We start from the raw sequence: 17,456 nt of genomic DNA on the forward strand, positions 1-17,456 counted from the left end.
GGATCCTCCGGTTGCCGGGAAATGCGTGCATTTTCCACCTGGGCACATCGATGCCGTTGGCCCGTGAGGATCCACCCCTCTCTTGCTCTCACGTGCGTGGGTGGGACGCGTTCATTTCAATTCTCCTTGCGCATTGGCTTGTGTTCGTGATCCGGAATGGCAGGAGACTACCGAGCCCGATTAAAACGGCAAAAATGAAATTCTCTTTTGTGGTCTGACGCAGACAGGGATGTCCTCCAATTTCCGCGATAGAGGGATTTGAATTGTTGAAAATTACGTATCAATCGACTGGATATTTCGAGATTTAGCCATTGCGGCTTGCATATCTCGCGACAATTTCGGGCAATTCAGGGAGGAATTGGGATGGCCGGGATATTGTTATCGATCCGTCAAATAATTATTTAATGAATCGAATTGGCCGGGGTGTAATGAATGTGTTAATTACGCGGCGCGCGCGTCTGGCGACGGCCTCACGCTTGGGTGACCGATTCCTCGTCATTGGCGACGCATGTGTGGAACGCCGTGCGTGTGCCACGCCAGCGTGACCGACAGCACCGCGCCGCCCGCCAGCGCGTAGCCACCACGACCGAGCACCGAAACGCCGGTCGCCGGCCTGGATTTGTATATAATAATCATTCTCATTTACAAAATCGTTGACGCCTGCGCATCCCGGAACCCGGCCATGTCTGCTGACAAGCTGTCTCTCCATCGAGAAATCGACGCCCTCTACACCGGCCACCACGCGTGGCTGCGCGGCTGGTTGAGCCGGAAGCTCGGTTGCGCACATCGCGCGGCCGATCTGGCGCATGACACGTTCATGCGACTGCTTGCGCGCGACGAGCCGATCGGCGCCGACGAGCCGCGCGCGTTCCTGACGACGGTCGCGCAGCGCGTGCTGAGCAACCACTGGCGGCGCGAGCAGATCGAACGCGCCTATCTCGACGCGCTCGCACTGCGCCCCGACGCGCATGCGCCGTCGCCGGAGGAGCGGGCCGTCGTGCTCGAGACGCTGCTCGAAATCGACCGTTTGCTCGACGGCCTGCCGCTCGCCGCGAAGCGGGCGTTCCTGCTCGCGCAGCTCGACGGGCTCACCCAGGCCGAGATCGCCCGCGAACTCGGCGTATCGCTGGCGACGGTGAAACGCTATCTCGTGAAGGCCGGCACGCAGTGCTTCTTCGCGATGGCGGCCTGACCGATGGCTGCCCCGGGAGCGCCGGCGGTCCCGCCGCAGGTGGCGCGGCGCGCGGTGGAGTGGTGGGTCGACCGGCAGGCCGGCCGCACCGACGAAGCGTTCGACGCCGCGCTCGCGCGCTGGCGCGCCGAGGATCCGGCGCACGACGCGGCATGGCGTCATATCGAAACGATGCAGCGTAGGTTCGGCGGGCTGGCGGCCGGGCTCGACCCGCAGGCCGCGCAGGCGGCGCTGCTGCCGCCGCGGGCGGGCCGCCGCCGCGCGGCCGTGAAGGCGCTGGCCGTGCTGCTGTGCGCGGGTGGTGCCGCATGGATGGCCGAACCCGCGCGGCGCGCGGCGATCTGGCCGGCGGATCTGCGCACGGCGGTCGGCGAGCGACGCACGGTGACGCTCGCGGATCGCACGGTCGTCGTCCTCGATACCGACACGGCGCTCGACGTGCGCTTCGACGATACGGCGCGCCGCCTGCGCCTGCTGCGCGGCACGATCATGGTGACGAGCGGCCACGACGATCGCGTGCCCGCGCGGCCGCTGGTCGTCGCGACGGCGCAGGGCGAACTGCGGCCGCTCGGCACGCGCTTCGCGGTGCGGCAGCGCGATGGCGCGACGCGCGTCGAGGTGTTCGCCGGTGCCGTGCGCGTGCAGCCCGACGATGCGACGGCCGATGCACGCGTGATCGCGGCCGGGGAAGGCGCGGATTTCACGCGCGACACGATCGGTGCGCCGGCGCCGCTCGATGCGTATGCGTCCGCGTGGACGGGCGGCATGCTCGTCGCGTCGCGCATGCGGCTGGCCGACCTCGTCGCCGAGCTCGACCGCTATCGCCGCGGCAGCCTGCGCTGCGATGCGGCCGTGGCCGACCTGCGCGTGTCGGGTACCTATCCGCTCGACGATCCCGCGCGCGTGCTCGACACGTTGAAGGCGACGCTGCCGATCGACGTTCACTACCTGACGCGCTACTGGGCGACGGTCGTACCGGCCCGTTCGTGAGCGTTTCAAAAAATATTTCCACTGACCTGAGCTGTTTCTCGATGTTCGCGTGACATGGGTAATGAAAGCAGCACTGGCCCATCGTCCACCGACCTCCCGATCATGGTTTCCATTCGTCTCACGTATCGGCGCCGTCCGGCGCCTGCCCGACATCTGCCGCGCGCGTCGCGCCCGGCCGCACCGGCCGCGCCGGGTCGCCTCGTGCGCCGGCTGGCCGGCGCCGTCCTGGTGTCGGCGCTGCTGCCGCTGCCCGCGCTGGCCGACACCGACACCGAAGCGGCGCCGGCCGCGCAGCGCGCGGCACGCCGTGCGTTCGACATTCCTGCCGGCCCGCTCGAAGCGGCGCTGAACCGGTTCGGCCGCGACGTGGGCATCCTGCTCGCGTTTCCCGCCGAGCTGACGGCCGGCTTGACGAGCGGCGGCGTGCAGGGGCGCTTCGACGTCGACGGCGCGCTCGACCGCCTGCTCGCGGGCACGGGGCTCGTCGCGTTGCGCCAATCGGGCGGCGGTTACACGCTCAAGCGCGCGGACGGTTCAGTCGCACGTCCGGCGGCGGCAGGCGTCGCGGCGGGCGCCGAGTTGCCCGCGATCAACGTGCGCACCAGCGCGCTGCGCGCCGAAAGCTATCGCGCGCCGAAAGAAGCGGGCGTGCTGCGTTCCGAGATCCCGCTGCTCGACACCGCGCAGGCCGTCAACATCGTGCCCGCGCAGGTATTGCGCGACCAGCGCCCGCGCAACCTGGACGACGCGCTCGGCAACGTCAGCGGCATCACGCAGGGCAACACGCTCGCGGGCACGCAGGACACGATCATGAAGCGCGGCTTCGGCGGCAACCGCGACGGCTCGATCATGCAGAACGGGATGCCGCTCGTGCAGGGGCGCGCATTCAACGCGGCGGTCGACAGCGTCGAAGTGCTGAAGGGGCCGACGTCGCTGCTGTACGGGCTGATGGACCCGGGCGGCGTGGTCAACGTCGTCACCAAGCAGCCGCAGCTCAAGCGCTACAACGCGATCTCGCTCGGCGCGTCGACGTTCGGGCACGGCAAGAACGGCGGCAGCGCGACCTTCGATTCGACCGGGCCGGTCGGCGATTCGCAGCTCGCGTACCGGCTGATCGTCGACCAGTCGAACGAACAGTACTGGCGCAACTTCGGCGAATACCGGCAGACCTTCGTCGCGCCGTCGCTCGCGTGGTACGGCCGCGATACGCAGGTCGCGGTGTCCTACCAGTACCGCAAATTTCATTCGCCGTTCGATCGCGGCACCGCGCTCGACCCGCGCACCAATGCGCCGCTCGACATTCCCGCGCGGCGGCGCATCGACGAGCCGTTCAACAACATGGACGGCGAATCGCACCTCGCGCAGGTGAGCGTCGATCACCAGTTCAACGCGGACTGGAGCGCGCATTTCGGCTACAGCTACAACCGCGAGACCTACGACGCGAACCAGTTGCGCACGACGGGCGTCGATCCGGTGAAGGGCACGATGACGCGCAGCAACGACGCGACGCACGGCTCGCTCAGCACCGACAGCTACGGGATCGGCTACGTGAACGGCAAGCTGATGCTGGGCGGGATGCGGCACGACGTGCAGGTGGGCTTCGATACCGAATACCGTCGCATCTACCGCAAGGATATGCTGCGGCAGGCCGTGAAGACGCCGTTCAACTATCTCGATCCCGTGTACGGGCTGCTGCCGCCGTCGAGCACGGTGTCCGCGAGCGACAGCGACCAGACCGACACGCTGCACGATGCGTCCGCGTTCGTGCAGGACACGATCCACCTGACCGACAAGTGGATCGTGTCGGGCGGGTTGCGCTACATCACGTACAACCAGGTCGCGGGGCGCGGCCGGCCGTTCGTCGCGAATACCGATCTCAGCGGCTCGAAGTGGTTGCCGCGCGCGGGCGTCGTCTACAAGTGGACCGACACGTTCTCGCTGTACGGCAGCTATTCGCAATCGCTGAAGCCGTCGTCGTCGATCGCGCCGATGTCAGGCTACATCATCGACGGCGCGACGCCGCCCGAGGAAGCGACCGCGTGGGAAGTGGGCGGCAAGCTCGACCTGCCGGGCGGCATGACGGGCACGCTCGCGTTCTTCAACATCGACAAGAAGAACGTGCTCGTGTCGCAGTACAACGACGCGACCAAGCTGACCGACTGGCGCACGTCGGGCAAGGCGCGCTCGCGCGGGATCGAGCTCGACGTGTCGGGCAAGATCGGCGAGCGCGTGAACGTGATCGCGAGCTATGCATACATCGACGCGAAGACGACCGAGGATCCGCTGTACGCGGGCAACCAGCTGTGGAACGTCGCGCGCCACACTGCGTCGCTCGCGGCCGTCTACGACTTCGGCACGGTGGCCGGCGGCGACGACCTGCGCATCGGCGCGGACATGCGCTACGTCGGCACGCGGCCCGGCGATTCGGCGAACAGCTTCACGCTGCCGTCGTACGTGCTGGCCGACGCGTTCGCCACGTACGACACGCGGATCGGCAAGCAGAAGCTGTCGTTCCAGCTCAACGTGAAGAACCTCTTCAATCGTACCTACTACCCGTCGAGCGCGAACCGTTACTTCGTCGCGATCGGCGATGCGCGACAGGTGTCGCTGCTCACCACGCTGCAGTTCTGACCACGCAATCGCCGCGCGGCCGTCACGGCGGCGCGCGGCTTCGGAGAAGATCCAGATGAACCGGAACATGAAGACCGGCGCCGTGCGCGCCGTGGCCGCCGGTGCGCGGCGCCGCGCATTGTGCGCGATCGCGGGCTCGGTGCTCGCGATCGGTGCGGGCCTGGGCCTCGGCGCGGGGGGGGCTGCCCCCGCGCTGGCGGCCGATGCGCCGCAGGCCGTCACGCGCATCGCGATGCTCGTGCAGCTGCGCGGGCCGAACCTGAAGGTCGACGAACGCATCAGCCAGCATCTCGGCGAACGCGGCTATGCGGTGCGCCTGATCGACGAATCGTCGACGCCCGATGCGGCGCGTGATGCGGACCTGGTCGTGATTTCGTCGACGGTGTCGTCGAAGAACGTGCGGCCCGGCTGGCGCACGCTCGACAAGCCGCTCGTGACCTGGGAAAACGACCTGCTCGACGATTTCGCGATGACGGGCAAGCGTCACGACGTCGACTTCGGCGAAACGGGCAAGGAGCGCTACCTGTGGCTCGTCAATGCGCCGCACCCGATCGCGGCCGGGCTGCCGGCCGGCGCGACCAACGTGTATGGCAAGCAGGCGCCGATGAGCTGGGGCAAGCCGGGGCTCGGCGCGATCACGATCGCGACCGTGTACGGTCAGCCCGACAAGGCCGCGATCTTCGCGTACGAGAAGGGCGCGACGATGGACTACGAGGCGCTCGCGCCGGCGCGCCGCGTGATGTTCTTCCTCGACAACGACACGTTCGTGAACCTGTCGCCGGCCGGTGTCGCGCTGTTCGACGCGGCCGTCGACTGGGCGGCCGGGCGGCGCTGATCTTCAACGTCGGCGCTCGGCCGGCTGCCGCGCCGCCGCTTCGATCAGTTGCGCGAGCCGCTGCGCCGGCTCCGACATCGTGCGCCGCGCGCGGTGCACGAGCCCGATGTCGCGGTGGAACGTGTGAGGCCCGAGGTCGAGCGCACGCACGCCGGCCGGCCAGCGGCGATACACGGCGGTCTGCGGGACGATCGCGACGCCGACGCCGTTCTCGACCAGCTTGACGATCGCGTCGAGCTCGTCGAGCTCACACGTGTCGCGCACCGCGATGTGCATCTTTCGCAGAAAACGATCGACCTGGCGGCCGCCGAACGACGCGCGGTCGTAGCGCACGAACGGCTCGCGCGCGAGCAGCTCGGCCCAGTCCTTGCCCTTCACGCTGCGCGGCACGATCAGACGGAACGGTTCCTGCACGAGGGTCGTCCAGTGCAGGTCGCTCTGTAGCGAAAACGGCGGCCGGATGATCGCCGCCATGTCGATCTCGCCCGCGTCGACCCGGTTGACCAGCTCGATCGACAGGCCCGGTATCACGCGCGTGCGGCACGCGGGATGCCGTCGATGGAAATCGGCGAGCGCGGCCGGCAGCAGCGCGCTCTGCACCGATGCGATCGCGCCGATCGTCACGCGCACGGCGGCCGGCGAGCCGGGCGACGTCGAGCTCAGGTTCTCGTACAAGCCGATCAGCGTCTGCGCCTGGTCGAGCACGTGATGACCCATCTCGTTGAGCCGCGCCGAGCGGCCTTGCCGGTCGAACAGCGCGAAGCCGAGTTCGGCTTCGAGCCGCTGCATCTGCGCGCTGACGGCCGCCTGCGTGAGCCCGATACGGTTGCCGGCGGCGGCGAACGTGCCTTCGCGGGCGACGGCGACGAGGGTTTTCAGTTCGCGGATCATTCATCAATTCCGTTTGTGAATGCCGCAACTATATATTGATTTAATTTCTGCTTGACCTTGACTACCATGGTGCCGTCCTCGCGCCACGCGAGCGTTCCATCACGAGGCCATCATGAGTCTTTCCCCGTTTCACCTGGCGATTCCCGTCTACGACCTGCCGGCCGCGCGCGATTTCTACGGCCGCGTGTTCGGGCTGGAAGAGGGGCGCTCGAGCGCGCAGTGGGTCGACTTCAATTTTTACGGGCATCAGCTCGTGATCCACGAGCATCCGAAGACCGCGTCGCAGGAAGGCGCGCATACGAACGCGGTGGACGGTCACGACGTGCCGGTGCCGCATTTCGGGATCGTGCTCGACTGGCCGAGCTGGGAAGCGCTGGCCGAGCGGCTGAAGTCGTTCGGCGTGACCTTCGTGATCGAGCCGTATGTGCGGTTCCAGGGGCAGGTCGGCGAACAGGCGACGATGTTCCTGTTCGACCCATGCGGCAACGCGCTCGAATTCAAGGCGTTCCGCGATATCGGCCAGTTGTTCGCGAAGTGACCGGCGGCGCGGTCAGCGCCGATTGCCATTGGGTGCGAGAATGCGGCCTCCGGCCCGGTTGCGCGCCTGCGCACCGGCCGGTGCCGCGCCGCACGGCATCCGTCCGTGCGAGCCGTTCTCCAAGGAACCCGTATGGACAGTCACATCGCTTCGGTGGAGCTGAAGAAGGCCTACCGTCTCCTCAATCACGGCCCGACCGTGCTCGTGTCGGCCCGCCACGACGGCGTCGACAACGTGATGGCCGCCGCCTGGGCGTGCGCGCTGGACTTCCTGCCGCCGAAGCTGACGGTCGTGCTCGACAAGACCGCGAAGACGCGCGAACTCGTCGAGCGCAGCGGCACGTTCGTGATCCAGGTGCCGACGGCCGCGCAGTTGCAGCTCACGCATGCGGTCGGCAGCCACAGTCTCGCGGAGCGGCCCGACAAGCTCCGCGAAGCGGGGGTCACGCTGTTCGACGTCGAAGGCCACGACCTGCCGTTCGTCGCCGGCTGCTCGGGCTGGCTCGCGTGCAGGCTGATTCCCGAGCCGCACAACCAGCAGACCTACGACCTGTTCATCGGCGAGGTGGTCGCGGCGTGGTCCGACACGCGCGTGTTCCGTGACGGCCACTGGTATTTCGAATCGGCCGATCCGGCGCTGCGCAGCCTGCACTACATCGCGGGCGGCAATTTCTATGCGATCGGCGAATCGCTGCACGTCGATCCGGACGCGAAGTAAGCGTCGGGCGGGCGACCGGCTCCGCCGATCCGGGCGCGCGGTTCACGCGCGCTTGTTCAATTCCAGCAGCATGGTTTCGGCGAACGCCTGCGCGACGCGCGGCAGCGTGCGGCCGCGCTTCGTGACGAGCGCGATCGGACGCACGAACGCGGGGTCGCCGATCGGCTTCGCGACCAGCTCGGGTTCGGCACGCACCTCGCGCGCGGTTGCCGGCAGGATCGTCACGCCGAGGCCGCCGCGCACCATCGCGACGGCCGTCATCATGTAGGTCGGTTCGCACGCGATGTCGGGCGTGCAGCCGGCCGCGTCCAGCGCGGCATCGACGACGCTGCGCACGCTCGTGCCTCGTGCGGTGAGCACGAGCGGCACGGCCGCGACGTCGGCGGTGGTCACGCGGCGTTTGCGCGCAAGCGGATGATCCTTCGGGCACACGGCGACGAGCCGGTCGGCGCCCGCATACAGCACCTCCAGCGACGCATCGAAGGTATCGCCGCCCGTCAATCCGAGATCGGCTTCCTCGTTGCGCACGAGTGCGGTGACGAGGCTCGCGACGCCGTCGCGGATCTCGAAGCCCGCGCGCGGCACGTCGCGCCGGAACGACTGGATCAGCTCGGGCAGCACGCTGGACGCGAAGGTCGGCAGGCACGCGAGCCGCACCGTGCCGCTCGTGCCTTCGCCGAGCGCGCGCGCATCGCGCAGCACGCGCTCCATGTCGTCGAGCGAGCGTTGCAGCAGCGGCAGCAGCTCGCGCCCGGTCTGCGTGAGCGCGACGCTGCGGCTGTTGCGGTCAAAGAGGCGCGCGCCGACGATCTCCTCGAGCCGGCGGATCTGCACGGTGAGCGCCGGCTGCGACAGGTGCAGGCGCGCGGCCGCGCGCGTGAAATTGCCGGCCTGCGCGACGGTGACGAACGCGCGAATGTCGCGAAGATTCAGATCCATAACGGTTCGTGATTGCTGCGATCAAATCATTTCAATTGTGCTATCGCTGCGCCGACCTTACGCTCGTCTCCAACAAAAGACAAGGTAGGAGACACGGATGCTGCCGTTACTCGGGCTTGGCACGATCGTCGTGCTGCTGGCCGCGATTCTGTCGAAGCGGATGTCGCCGCTCGTCGCGCTGATCATCGTGCCGATCGCCGCGTCGCTGATCGGTGGCTTCGGGCTGCACACCAGCAAGTTCGTCATCGACGGGCTGAAGGGGCTCGCGCCCGTCGTCGGGATGTTCGTGTTCGCGATCCTCTATTTCGGGACGATCACCGACGCCGGCACGCTCGACCCGATCATCGACCGCATCCTGCGCGCGGTCGGCACGCGGCCGACGCGCATCGTGATGGGTACGACGCTGCTCGCGCTGCTGATCCACCTCGACGGCTCGGGCGCCGTCTGCTTCCTCGTGACGATTCCGGCCGTGCTGCCGCTGTACGACCGGCTGAAGATGGACCGGCGCGTGCTGGCCGCCGCGGTGTCGATGGCCGCGGGCATCAACTTCCTGCCGTGGACGGGGCCGATGATCCGCGCGTCGGCGTCGCTGCACCTGCCGGTGTCGGCGCTGTTCAATCCGCTGATCCCGGTGCAGGCGATCGGGCTCGTGTTCGTGTTCGGCGTCGCGTACTGGCTCGGGCGGCGCGAGGAGAAGCGGCTCGGCCTGTCGCGCGACGATGCGTCGATCCCGCTGCCGAAGCGCGAGCTGACGCCCGACGAGCAGGCGCTGCGCCGGCCGCACCTGTTCTGGTTCAACCTCGTGCTGACGCTCGTCGTGCTCGGCACGATGGTCGTGATGGGCGAGAAGATCCCGCCCGCGATCATGTTCATGGTCGGGCTGTGCATCGCGCTGATGGTGAATTACCCGGACGTCGACATGCAGCGCAAGCGCATCGACGCGCATGCGCGCGCCGCGCTGATGATGGCCGGCATCCTGCTCGCGGCCGGCGTGTTCACGGGGATCATGCAGGGCAGCGGGATGCTGAAGGCGATGGCGCAGGCGGCGGTCGGCTTCGTGCCGCCGTCGATGGCCGGCCACATTCCGGTGGTGCTCGGCCTCGCGTCGATGCCGCTCAGCATGCTGTTCGATCCCGATTCGTTCTACTTCGGCGTGCTGCCCGTGATCGCGGAAGTGGCCGGCCAGCTCGGCGTGCCGGCGGTGCAGGTCGGGCAGGCTGCCTTGCTCGGGCAGATGACGACGGGGTTCCCGGTCAGCCCGCTGACGCCCGCGACCTTCCTCGTCGTCGGCCTATGCGGCATCGAGCTGGCCGAGCACCAGAAATTCACGTTCCCGCTGCTGTTCGGCGCCTCGATCGTGATGACGATCGCGTGCGTCGTGCTGGGCATCTTTTGATCTTTCCCGGCGGTGACCTCCGCCGGACGACGGTACGGACATGACAGCAAAGCAACCTGAACGGCGTGTGCGCATCGGCGCGGGCGCCGGCTACTCGGGCGACCGGATCGAGCCCGCGGTCGAACTGGCCGAACACGGGCAGCTCGACTATCTCGTCTTCGAATGCCTGGCCGAGCGCACGATCGCGATCGCGCAGCAGGCGCGGCGCAAGGACCCGGCACTCGGCTACGACCCGCTGCTCGACGCGCGGATGCGCGCGGTGCTGCCGGTCGCCGTGCCGAAGGGCGTGCGCATCGTGTCGAACATGGGCGCGGCGAATCCGCGTGCGGCTGCACGGCGCACCGCGCAGATCGCCCAATCGCTGGGTTTCGCAAAGCTGAAGGTCGCGGCGGTCGAAGGCGACGACGTGCTCGACGTGGTGCTGCGCGGCGCATTTCGTTTCGAGGAATCGGGCGACGACGTCGCCGCATATCGCGACCGCATCGTGTCCGCGAACGCGTACCTCGGCGCCGCGCCGATCGTCGATGCGCTCGCGTCCGGCGCGGACGTCGTGCTGACCGGGCGCGTCGCCGATCCGTCGCTGTTCGCGGCGCCGCTGATCCACGCGTTCGGCTGGCGGATGGATGACTGGGACACGCTTGGCGCCGCGACGGTCGTCGGCCACCTGCTCGAATGCGCAGGGCAGGTGACGGGCGGCTATTTCGCCGATCCCGGCTACAAGGACGTGCCGAACCTCGCGCGCCTCGGGTTTCCGATCGGCGAAGTCGCGGCCGACGGCACGGTCGTGATCACCAAGGTGCCGCACGCGGGCGGCCGCGTGAGCGCGGCGACCTGCAAGGAACAGCTGCTCTACGAGATTCACGATCCGGCGCGGTATCTGCAGCCCGATGTCGTCGCGGATTTCACGCAGGTCACCGTCGCCGAGGAGGCGACCGATCGCGTGCGCGTGACGGGCGGGCGCGGCGCCGCGCGGCCCGACACGCTGAAGGTATCGGTGGCTTACGTCGACGGCTGGATCGGCGAAGGCCAGATTTCGTACGGCGGCCCGGGTGCGCTCGAACGTGCGCGTCTCGCGCTCGAGATCGTTCGCGAGCGGTTGGCAATGACCGGCGTCGCCGCGACCGAGTTGCGCTTCGACCTGATCGGTGTCGATTCGCTGTATGGCGACGCGACGCCTGCCGTGCGCGGCGAGCCGGCCGAGGTGCGGGTGCGGGTGGCCGGCCGTGCGGCGAGCGCAGCCGAAGCCGCGCGCATCGGCAACGAAGTCGAGACGCTCTATACGAACGGGCCGGCCGGCGGCGGCGGCGCGTTCAAGTCGACGCGCGAGGTGATCGCGGTGCAGTCGGTACTGCTGCCGCGCGCGGCCGTGACACCGTCGTTTTCATTCGTGGAGGCATGATGCAACTGCGTGAACTCGCGCATGCGCGCACCGGCGACAAGGGCAATACGCTGAACGTGTCGGTCATCTGCCATGATCCGCGTCATTACGATCATCTGCGCACGCATCTGGATGCCAACGCGGTGAAGGCATGGTTCGCGGGCATCGTGCACGGCGACGTCGTGCGTTACGAATTGCCTGCGCTCGGCGCATTCAATTTCGTGCTGCGCGATGCGCTCGGCGGCGGCGTCACGCGCTCGCTCGCGCTCGACGCGCACGGCAAGTCGGTCAGTTCGGCGCTGCTGGCGATCGAGGTGCCCGCCCCGGCGTGACGGATGTCGCCGCCGGAGGCGGGCCGGCGCTTACGGAATCAGCAGTTCGCGCAGGCCGCTGGCGTGCTCGATGCGTTCGCCGCCGATGTGCAGGCGCTGATCGCGGCGATAGTCGTAGACCGCGCGCGACGCGGCGAGCTGGTCGAAATCGAGTTCGACCGTGTGGCGCGATTCGGTATTGCCGGCCTCGAAGATCAGGTTGCCGAACGGATCGGCCGCGAGGCTGCCGCCCGCGAACACGACGTCGTGTGAACTGTCGCCGACGCGGTTGGCGACCACCGCGAACACCTGGTTCTCCATCGCCCGCGCCGTGGCCGACGTGCGGTGGACGGGGCGGTACGGCTCCATGTTGCCGTCGGTGATGAGGATCAGCTCGGCGCCGAGCGCGGCGAGCGCGCGGCCCGTTTCGGGGAATTCGTTGTCGTAGCAGATCAGCAGGCCGATCCGTACGCCGCGCCATTCGATCGTCGCGAAACGGTCGCCGGGCAGCACGACACCATGCTCGCTCACCCACAGATGCGTCTTGCGATAGCGCAGCGCGATGCCGTCCGGCGTGACGAATACGGTCGTGTTGTAGAAGCGGCCGCCGTCGTTCTCGATCAGCCCGACCACGACCGCCACATCGCGTGCGCGTGCGGCTGCCATGACGGCGCCGACGCTCGGGCCGTCGAGCGGCTCGGCGCATTCCGCAAGATTCGACGGATCGAGGAAGCCGGTGAGCTGCGCTTCCGGAAACATCACGATGTCGGTGCCCGGTGCGCAGGTGGCGATCGCTTCGAGCGTGCGCTGCAGGTTGTAGGGCGTGTCGCCGTCGCGACCGGCGAGCTGGACGATATCGAGCTTCAGTTTCATGGCGATGTCGGTAAGCAGGGGCCCGTCGCCGGTGGCGCCGGAAGGTTGGGTAAGGAGGCCCCAGTATGCGCCGAAGCGGCGGATTTCCCATCCCGCCGGCGCGTTAACCCTTCGGGGGTATTGATCTGTGACGCCGCCGGTGCCGGCGAGCATCGACGCGTGCGGCCCGCGATGCGCGTCAGGTGCCGGTTTGCGCGCTCAGGAACAGCGAGAACAGCTCCGATTGCGAGTTGATGGCGAGCTTCCCGTAGATGTTGCGGCGATGGACCTTGACCGTTTCGGCGGATATCGCGAGCTTGTTCGCGACTTCCTTGTTCGAGCGGCCGCTCAGGATCAGCCGGATCACGTCGAGTTCGCGCGCGGTCAGCGGCGTGCCGAGCCGCGCCATGGCGCGCTCGAAGCCGTCCTGCGCACGTGTGCCGGCCCGCGGCGGCAGCGCGGCTTCGATGGCGGCCGGCTCGAACGCGAGCCGCTGCCGCATCAGCCCGGCCACCCACGGCCGGATCAGGTCGAGCAGCGCCACCTGCTCGGGGCTGAAGCGCCGCTTGCTGCCGAGCGACAGGCACAGCGTGCGTGCATCGTCGAGCACGACGTTGAACTGCACCTCGTCCTCGACGACGTTGTGCGTGAAATAGAGCGTGTAGTACTCGGTATCGCGGAAGCATTCGGGCGCGACGTCGGACAGCCGGAACAGGCCGCTCTTCGGCGCGTCGCGGTTCGCGATGTAGAACGGGTCGAGCTGGTACAGGCCCTGCACGTAGTCGCGGAACAGCGGGTCGGGGCCGCCGCCTTCGTACGGGCATTCGGCGAACACGTGCGGGCGGCCGTCGCCGAACGTCAGCGCGACCCAGCTGTCGACCGCGACGTATTCCTCGATCAGCCGGATCAGCGCCAGCCAGAAACCCGGCTGGTCGAGCGACTCGATGAGCCGCCCGACCGAGCGGTGCCATGCGACGTCCTGCAACGTGAGGTTCATGCGTGGGTCCATGTCGGGCAGGTGCGATGCGCGCTTGCGGTGCCGCGCCGTGCGTGTACGCTACGGGCTCGCGGGCCGATTCCCGCGTGCATCGAACGGAGCCTGGGTGAAGAACGAGATCGTAACGCCGGCCGGCGCGAATGGCGAGGCCATGCGCCGCCGCCGGTTCGCCGCGGCTGTCGCCGTGCCTGCCGTGATGGCATGCCTGGGCGCGACGGCCGCCGCCACGCCGCCGGTGTCGTGCAATGATCAACTGACCCGGTTGATCGTACCGGCGCTGCGGCAGACCGGGATGAACCGCCGCGACATCCATGCCGACGTGGACGAGCGTGACGGCAACGTCTACCGCGTCAGGCTGTTCACGATGCCGGATCACTCGGGCACGCCGAATCGCGAGGCGACGATCGGCTGGGTCACGCTCGATACGCAGGCGATGCGTGCGCTCGACGTCACGCGCGATCCCGACCGGCCGGACGTGCTGAAGATCGACCGGCGTGCGTTGTCGCGATTCGTGTCGACGTGCGTTGCGCCGGCCACCCCGGCCGCGCCGGCCACGCCCGTGCGTAACGCCGTCGATTGCGATGCGCTGAACCGCCGCGCGCAGGCGCAGGGCGATGACGTGATGGGCAGCGATGCCGGGCGCGTCGTCGTCGGCAAGGGGCGCCTGCCGTTCTATTCCGCGCCGGACGACGCGTGCCGGATCGACGGGCTATTCATCGTCGAGCACGACCACGTCGATGCGCGTGCCGACTATGGCCGTTTCACGTCGGTCGTCTACCTGAATTCGCGTACGCGCGGCATCGCCGAAGGGTGGGTGCCCACCGCGCGGCTGAAGCCGGACGGCACCGGCATCGCGCCACGGCAACCATAAACATGTGGGCCCGCCACCATTCGCCACCCCTCTTTTCGAGCAGAACGGACCACGTCATGACTGTCCCGCACCGGAACACACGTCTGAAGCCGCTTGCGGCTTCGCTCGCCGCGCTTGGCGCGCTCGCGGTGCTCACCGCACTTTCCGCGTTGTCGCCCGTTTATGCGGCCGAGCCGGTCCAGCCCGATCCTCTGCTGAAGACCTTCATCCACGACACTTACGGCAAGTGGCGCGCGGACCGCAAAGGCTGGCAGGCGGACGGGGACGATCTGATCTATACGCCATGCGGGTCGCTGCGCGTCGCGACCGCGGATGGCCCGCGCACGCTGCTCGCGATGTGCGGCGAGACCGAGGCGGCCGTGCAGAACGGGATGCCGGGCATGGATTCGGACGCGACGACCGGCACGATCGACCTGTATGTGCTGAAACCGGCGGCGGGCGGCCGGACGCTCGAGCCGGTCATGAAGAAAACGGAGATCGCGTCGGGCGGGCGCGGCGAGCCGGGCACGGTGCGCATCGAGCGGCTCGGGCCGCATCTGTTCGGGTTCGTCATCGGCGAAAGCGACACGCGGCAAGGCTATACGCAACGCTTCCGCGCGATCTGGCTGCCGGTCGGCAATGCACTGGTGCTGGCGGCGGCGCGCATCGACGAGGCGCTCGACAACGCGGAGTCGACCGAATGTGCGAACGCCCGGGCGCGCTGCGAGGAACGCCGCTTCGAGATCGCGCCGGACCTGACCGGCACCGGCGACGTCTATCCGTTGACGGTCACGGAAACGGGTACGCGCGGCGACAAGACGATCCGCGCGCGCCATACGGTGACATTCGACGCGGCGCGCGGCCGCTACGTCGTGCCGAAGGCATTGCGCGAAGGGTACTGATCATTCGCGCGCAGGAACGGGCGGCGTTGCGCCGCCCGCGCATCACACGTACAGATACCGCACGAGGTGGAAGAACACCGGCGCGGCGAAGCAGATCGAGTCGACGCGATCGAGCATCCCGCCGTGGCCCGCGATCATCGAGCCCCAGTCCTTGGTGCCGAGCGAGCGCTTGACGGCCGACAGCACGAGGCCGCCGACGAAGCCCGCGATCACGATCGCCAGCGAGATGCCGAACGCCGACCCGAAGCTGAACGGCGTCACGCGATACAGCGAGGCGCCGCACAGCGTGGCCAGCAGGCCGCCGCCGATGAAACCTTCGATCGTCTTCGACGGCGACAGCTGCGGCGCGATCTTGCGCTTGCCGAACAGCTTGCCGACCACGTACTGCAGCACGTCGCTGATCTGCACGACGAACAGGAAGAAGAACAGCAGCAGCGCGTTCTGCCCCACGTAGTGCGGAATGTCGAGGATCAGCACGGCCGGCGCATGGCTCAGCCCGTACACGCACACCATCAGCGCCCAGTTGATCTTCGCGTTGCGGCTCAGGAATTCGCGCGTGTCCTGCGTGAGCGCCGACACGAGCGACATCGCGAAGAACAGGTGCACGGGCACGAAGATCGAATACATCCCGTACCAGTTGATCCCGAGCAGCAGGTATTGCACGGGAATCGCGACGAAGAACGCGATGAACAGCGTCGTATGGTCGCTCGGTGTGGTGGGCGTGAGCGTGATGAATTCGCGCAGCGTCAGGTAGGACAGCACCGCGAACACCAGATAGGTGATGTTGTTGCCGAGGCCGATCGCGATGGCCATGATCGCGATCATCGCCCACCACGCGCGGATGCGCTGGTTCAGGTTGACGATGGTCGCGCTCGTGCCGCCGCTGCGTGCGCCGAGGATCGCGCCGATCACGGTCGCGACGACGAGCACGCCCGTGACGCCCGCGACCAGTTCCCAGAAAATGGTTCGCATGGTTGATATCCGGAAAGGGGAGAAGAGGGCGCCGCGTTCAGCCGGCCGGCCGCTGCGGCGGCGCGAGCGCGACGACCGCGTCGCGCATGCGGGCGAGGAACGTCGGCTTGTCTTCCTGCGCGCCGAGCGCATCGTTCGCGCCGAAGTGCACCTTGCAGATCAGCGGCACCGGCCAGATCGCGCCCTTCGGCATGATCCGCTGCAGGTTCTCGAGATAGACGGGCGCGAGCGCGACGTCCGGAAACTCGGTCGCGAGGTGGAACAGCCCGCTCTTGAACGGCTGCGGCAGGATCTCGGCGCCGCGCGTGCCTTCCGGGAAGATGATGATCGAGTGGCCCTGCTTGAGCGCGTCGCGCACCGGGTCGAGCGGGTCGCCGCCGGATTCGCGGTGGCGGTCGATCAGCACGACGTTCAGCAGCTTCTGCGCGATGTGGCGCTTCATGTCGCTGCTGTCCCAGTAGTCACGCGCGGCGACCGGCCGCACGACCGCGCGCACGTTGCGCGGCAGCGCGGCGAGGATCGCGAGCGTGTCGATGTGGCTCGTGTGGTTCGAGAAGTAGATCTTCTGCGTCGGGGACGGCGGCGCCTGATGCCAGACCGGATACGCGCCGGCGACGAGCCGCACGATGGACAGCAGGAAATCGCGCTGCCAGACGTTGAGGATGTTCATCGGCGCTGCGCCTCCTGCGTGCCTGCATGGCCCGCTGCGCGTGAGCGGCGGGCGGGACCCCGGAATGTCGGCGCGGCAGGATGCGCGCCGGACGGCCCTTGTTTAAATTTTTTCAAATTCGTGGCTGCCTGTCGCAGGTCCGCGATAATCGGACGATTCGCCGTCACACGCGGTTGCGTCGCGGCGAATGCGCCGGTCGGCGGCGTGATAGTCGGCTGTTGCACGAGTGCCCGTTTGCAGTTCGAATGGATCTCGCTGCGATCGGGCCAGCGGATTATCGCGAGTTTCCGTCAAAAACGCCAGATTGGCGCCGCGCGTGCGGGCCGGGCGCATGCTTGACGCATCGGGGCCGCTCGGCGACGATTAGGGCCGTCCATGGAAGGCCGTCCAAGGCC

18 protein-coding genes are annotated in these 17,456 nt (G+C 68.1%); 11 read left to right on the plus strand and 7 right to left on the minus strand.

What is annotated here, in order from left to right; all coding sequences use genetic code 11:
• Nucleotides 1-682 precede the first annotated feature (682 nt).
• Genes CFB82_RS07460 through CFB82_RS07475 form a run of 4 tightly spaced genes read left to right on the plus strand, consistent with a single transcriptional unit; the run spans nt 683 to nt 5,648 of the window.
• Nucleotides 683-1,192, plus strand: a complete 510-nt coding sequence (locus tag CFB82_RS07460) for a sigma-70 family RNA polymerase sigma factor (RefSeq protein ID WP_089483787.1) — start codon at nt 683-685, stop codon at nt 1,190-1,192.
• Nucleotides 1,193-1,195: 3 nt separating this feature from the next.
• Nucleotides 1,196-2,182, plus strand: a complete 987-nt coding sequence (locus CFB82_RS07465) for a FecR domain-containing protein (RefSeq protein WP_089483788.1) — start codon at nt 1,196-1,198, stop codon at nt 2,180-2,182.
• A 54-nt stretch (nt 2,183-2,236) separates the two neighbouring features.
• Nucleotides 2,237-4,813, plus strand: coding sequence for a TonB-dependent siderophore receptor (locus CFB82_RS07470; RefSeq protein WP_089483789.1), 2,577 nt, complete (start codon nt 2,237-2,239; stop codon nt 4,811-4,813).
• 55 nt (nt 4,814-4,868) lie between these two features.
• Nucleotides 4,869-5,648, plus strand: coding sequence for a hypothetical protein (locus tag CFB82_RS07475; protein WP_089483790.1), 780 nt, complete (start codon nt 4,869-4,871; stop codon nt 5,646-5,648).
• Between the two features lie 3 nt (nt 5,649-5,651).
• Here CFB82_RS07475 and CFB82_RS07480 read toward each other — a convergent pair whose 3' ends face one another.
• Nucleotides 5,652-6,539: a LysR family transcriptional regulator gene (locus CFB82_RS07480; RefSeq protein ID WP_089483791.1), complete on the minus strand. Its 888-nt coding sequence runs from the start codon at nt 6,537-6,539 to the stop codon at nt 5,652-5,654.
• Between the two features lie 112 nt (nt 6,540-6,651).
• On the opposite strand from CFB82_RS07480, the gene CFB82_RS07485 reads away from it, so the two are divergent.
• Both CFB82_RS07485 and CFB82_RS07490 read left to right on the plus strand, forming a co-directional pair.
• Nucleotides 6,652-7,077 carry a VOC family protein gene (locus tag CFB82_RS07485; RefSeq protein WP_089445393.1) on the plus strand — a complete coding sequence of 142 codons (426 nt, stop codon included), beginning with the start codon at nt 6,652-6,654 and terminating at the stop codon, nt 7,075-7,077.
• A 132-nt stretch (nt 7,078-7,209) separates the two neighbouring features.
• On the plus strand, nt 7,210-7,794 hold the full coding sequence (locus CFB82_RS07490; protein WP_089483792.1) for a flavin reductase family protein: 585 nt from the start codon (nt 7,210-7,212) through the stop codon (nt 7,792-7,794).
• Nucleotides 7,795-7,836: 42 nt separating this feature from the next.
• Here CFB82_RS07490 and CFB82_RS07495 read toward each other — a convergent pair whose 3' ends face one another.
• Nucleotides 7,837-8,733 (minus strand): LysR family transcriptional regulator, encoded by an 897-nt coding sequence (locus tag CFB82_RS07495; RefSeq protein ID WP_089483793.1) that lies wholly within the window; start codon nt 8,731-8,733, stop codon nt 7,837-7,839.
• A 97-nt stretch (nt 8,734-8,830) separates the two neighbouring features.
• Between CFB82_RS07495 and CFB82_RS07500 the strand changes: the two genes are divergently transcribed.
• Genes CFB82_RS07500 through CFB82_RS07510 form a run of 3 tightly spaced genes read left to right on the plus strand, consistent with a single transcriptional unit; the run spans nt 8,831 to nt 11,839 of the window.
• The gene (locus CFB82_RS07500; RefSeq protein ID WP_089430929.1) at nt 8,831-10,129 is read left to right on the plus strand and encodes a CitMHS family transporter; all 1,299 of its coding nucleotides are present in this window, start codon (nt 8,831-8,833) and stop codon (nt 10,127-10,129) included.
• A 40-nt stretch (nt 10,130-10,169) separates the two neighbouring features.
• The gene (locus CFB82_RS07505) at nt 10,170-11,528 is read left to right on the plus strand and encodes an acyclic terpene utilization AtuA family protein (protein WP_089483794.1); all 1,359 of its coding nucleotides are present in this window, start codon (nt 10,170-10,172) and stop codon (nt 11,526-11,528) included.
• Complete coding sequence (locus tag CFB82_RS07510; protein ID WP_089483795.1) at nt 11,528-11,839, plus strand: AtuA-related protein; 312 nt, start codon at nt 11,528-11,530, stop codon at nt 11,837-11,839. The genes CFB82_RS07505 and CFB82_RS07510 overlap by 1 nt, the downstream gene beginning before the upstream one ends.
• A gap of 30 nt (nt 11,840-11,869) precedes the next feature.
• On the opposite strand, the gene CFB82_RS07515 is transcribed toward CFB82_RS07510, so the two are convergent.
• Complete coding sequence (locus tag CFB82_RS07515; protein ID WP_069247712.1) at nt 11,870-12,691, minus strand: carbon-nitrogen hydrolase family protein; 822 nt, start codon at nt 12,689-12,691, stop codon at nt 11,870-11,872.
• 178 nt (nt 12,692-12,869) lie between these two features.
• Nucleotides 12,870-13,667: a helix-turn-helix transcriptional regulator gene (locus tag CFB82_RS07520; RefSeq protein WP_089483796.1), complete on the minus strand. Its 798-nt coding sequence runs from the start codon at nt 13,665-13,667 to the stop codon at nt 12,870-12,872.
• A gap of 106 nt (nt 13,668-13,773) precedes the next feature.
• Here CFB82_RS07520 and CFB82_RS07525 point away from each other — a divergent pair, with 106 nt between their 5' ends.
• Both CFB82_RS07525 and CFB82_RS07530 read left to right on the plus strand, forming a co-directional pair.
• A complete protein-coding gene (locus tag CFB82_RS07525; protein WP_256990290.1) occupies nt 13,774-14,538 on the plus strand; it encodes a hypothetical protein in 765 nt (254 codons plus the stop codon).
• A gap of 56 nt (nt 14,539-14,594) precedes the next feature.
• Nucleotides 14,595-15,419: a topoisomerase IV gene (locus CFB82_RS07530; RefSeq protein WP_089483797.1), complete on the plus strand. Its 825-nt coding sequence runs from the start codon at nt 14,595-14,597 to the stop codon at nt 15,417-15,419.
• Between the two features lie 42 nt (nt 15,420-15,461).
• Here the strand turns inward: CFB82_RS07530 and CFB82_RS07535 are convergent, their stop codons facing one another.
• The 3 genes from CFB82_RS07535 to CFB82_RS43145 all read right to left on the minus strand — a co-directional run bounded on the left by CFB82_RS07535 (nt 15,462) and on the right by CFB82_RS43145 (nt 17,394).
• Nucleotides 15,462-16,391, minus strand: coding sequence for a phosphatidate cytidylyltransferase (locus CFB82_RS07535; protein WP_069247715.1), 930 nt, complete (start codon nt 16,389-16,391; stop codon nt 15,462-15,464).
• Between the two features lie 37 nt (nt 16,392-16,428).
• Nucleotides 16,429-17,061: a lysophospholipid acyltransferase family protein gene (locus CFB82_RS07540; protein ID WP_011351684.1), complete on the minus strand. Its 633-nt coding sequence runs from the start codon at nt 17,059-17,061 to the stop codon at nt 16,429-16,431.
• A 102-nt stretch (nt 17,062-17,163) separates the two neighbouring features.
• On the minus strand, nt 17,164-17,394 hold the full coding sequence (locus CFB82_RS43145) for a hypothetical protein (protein WP_174944719.1): 231 nt from the start codon (nt 17,392-17,394) through the stop codon (nt 17,164-17,166).
• Nucleotides 17,395-17,456 lie beyond the last annotated feature (62 nt).

It is taken from the genome of Burkholderia sp. HI2714, assembly GCF_002223085.1.
Taxonomy (GTDB): domain Bacteria; phylum Pseudomonadota; class Gammaproteobacteria; order Burkholderiales; family Burkholderiaceae; genus Burkholderia; species Burkholderia lata_D.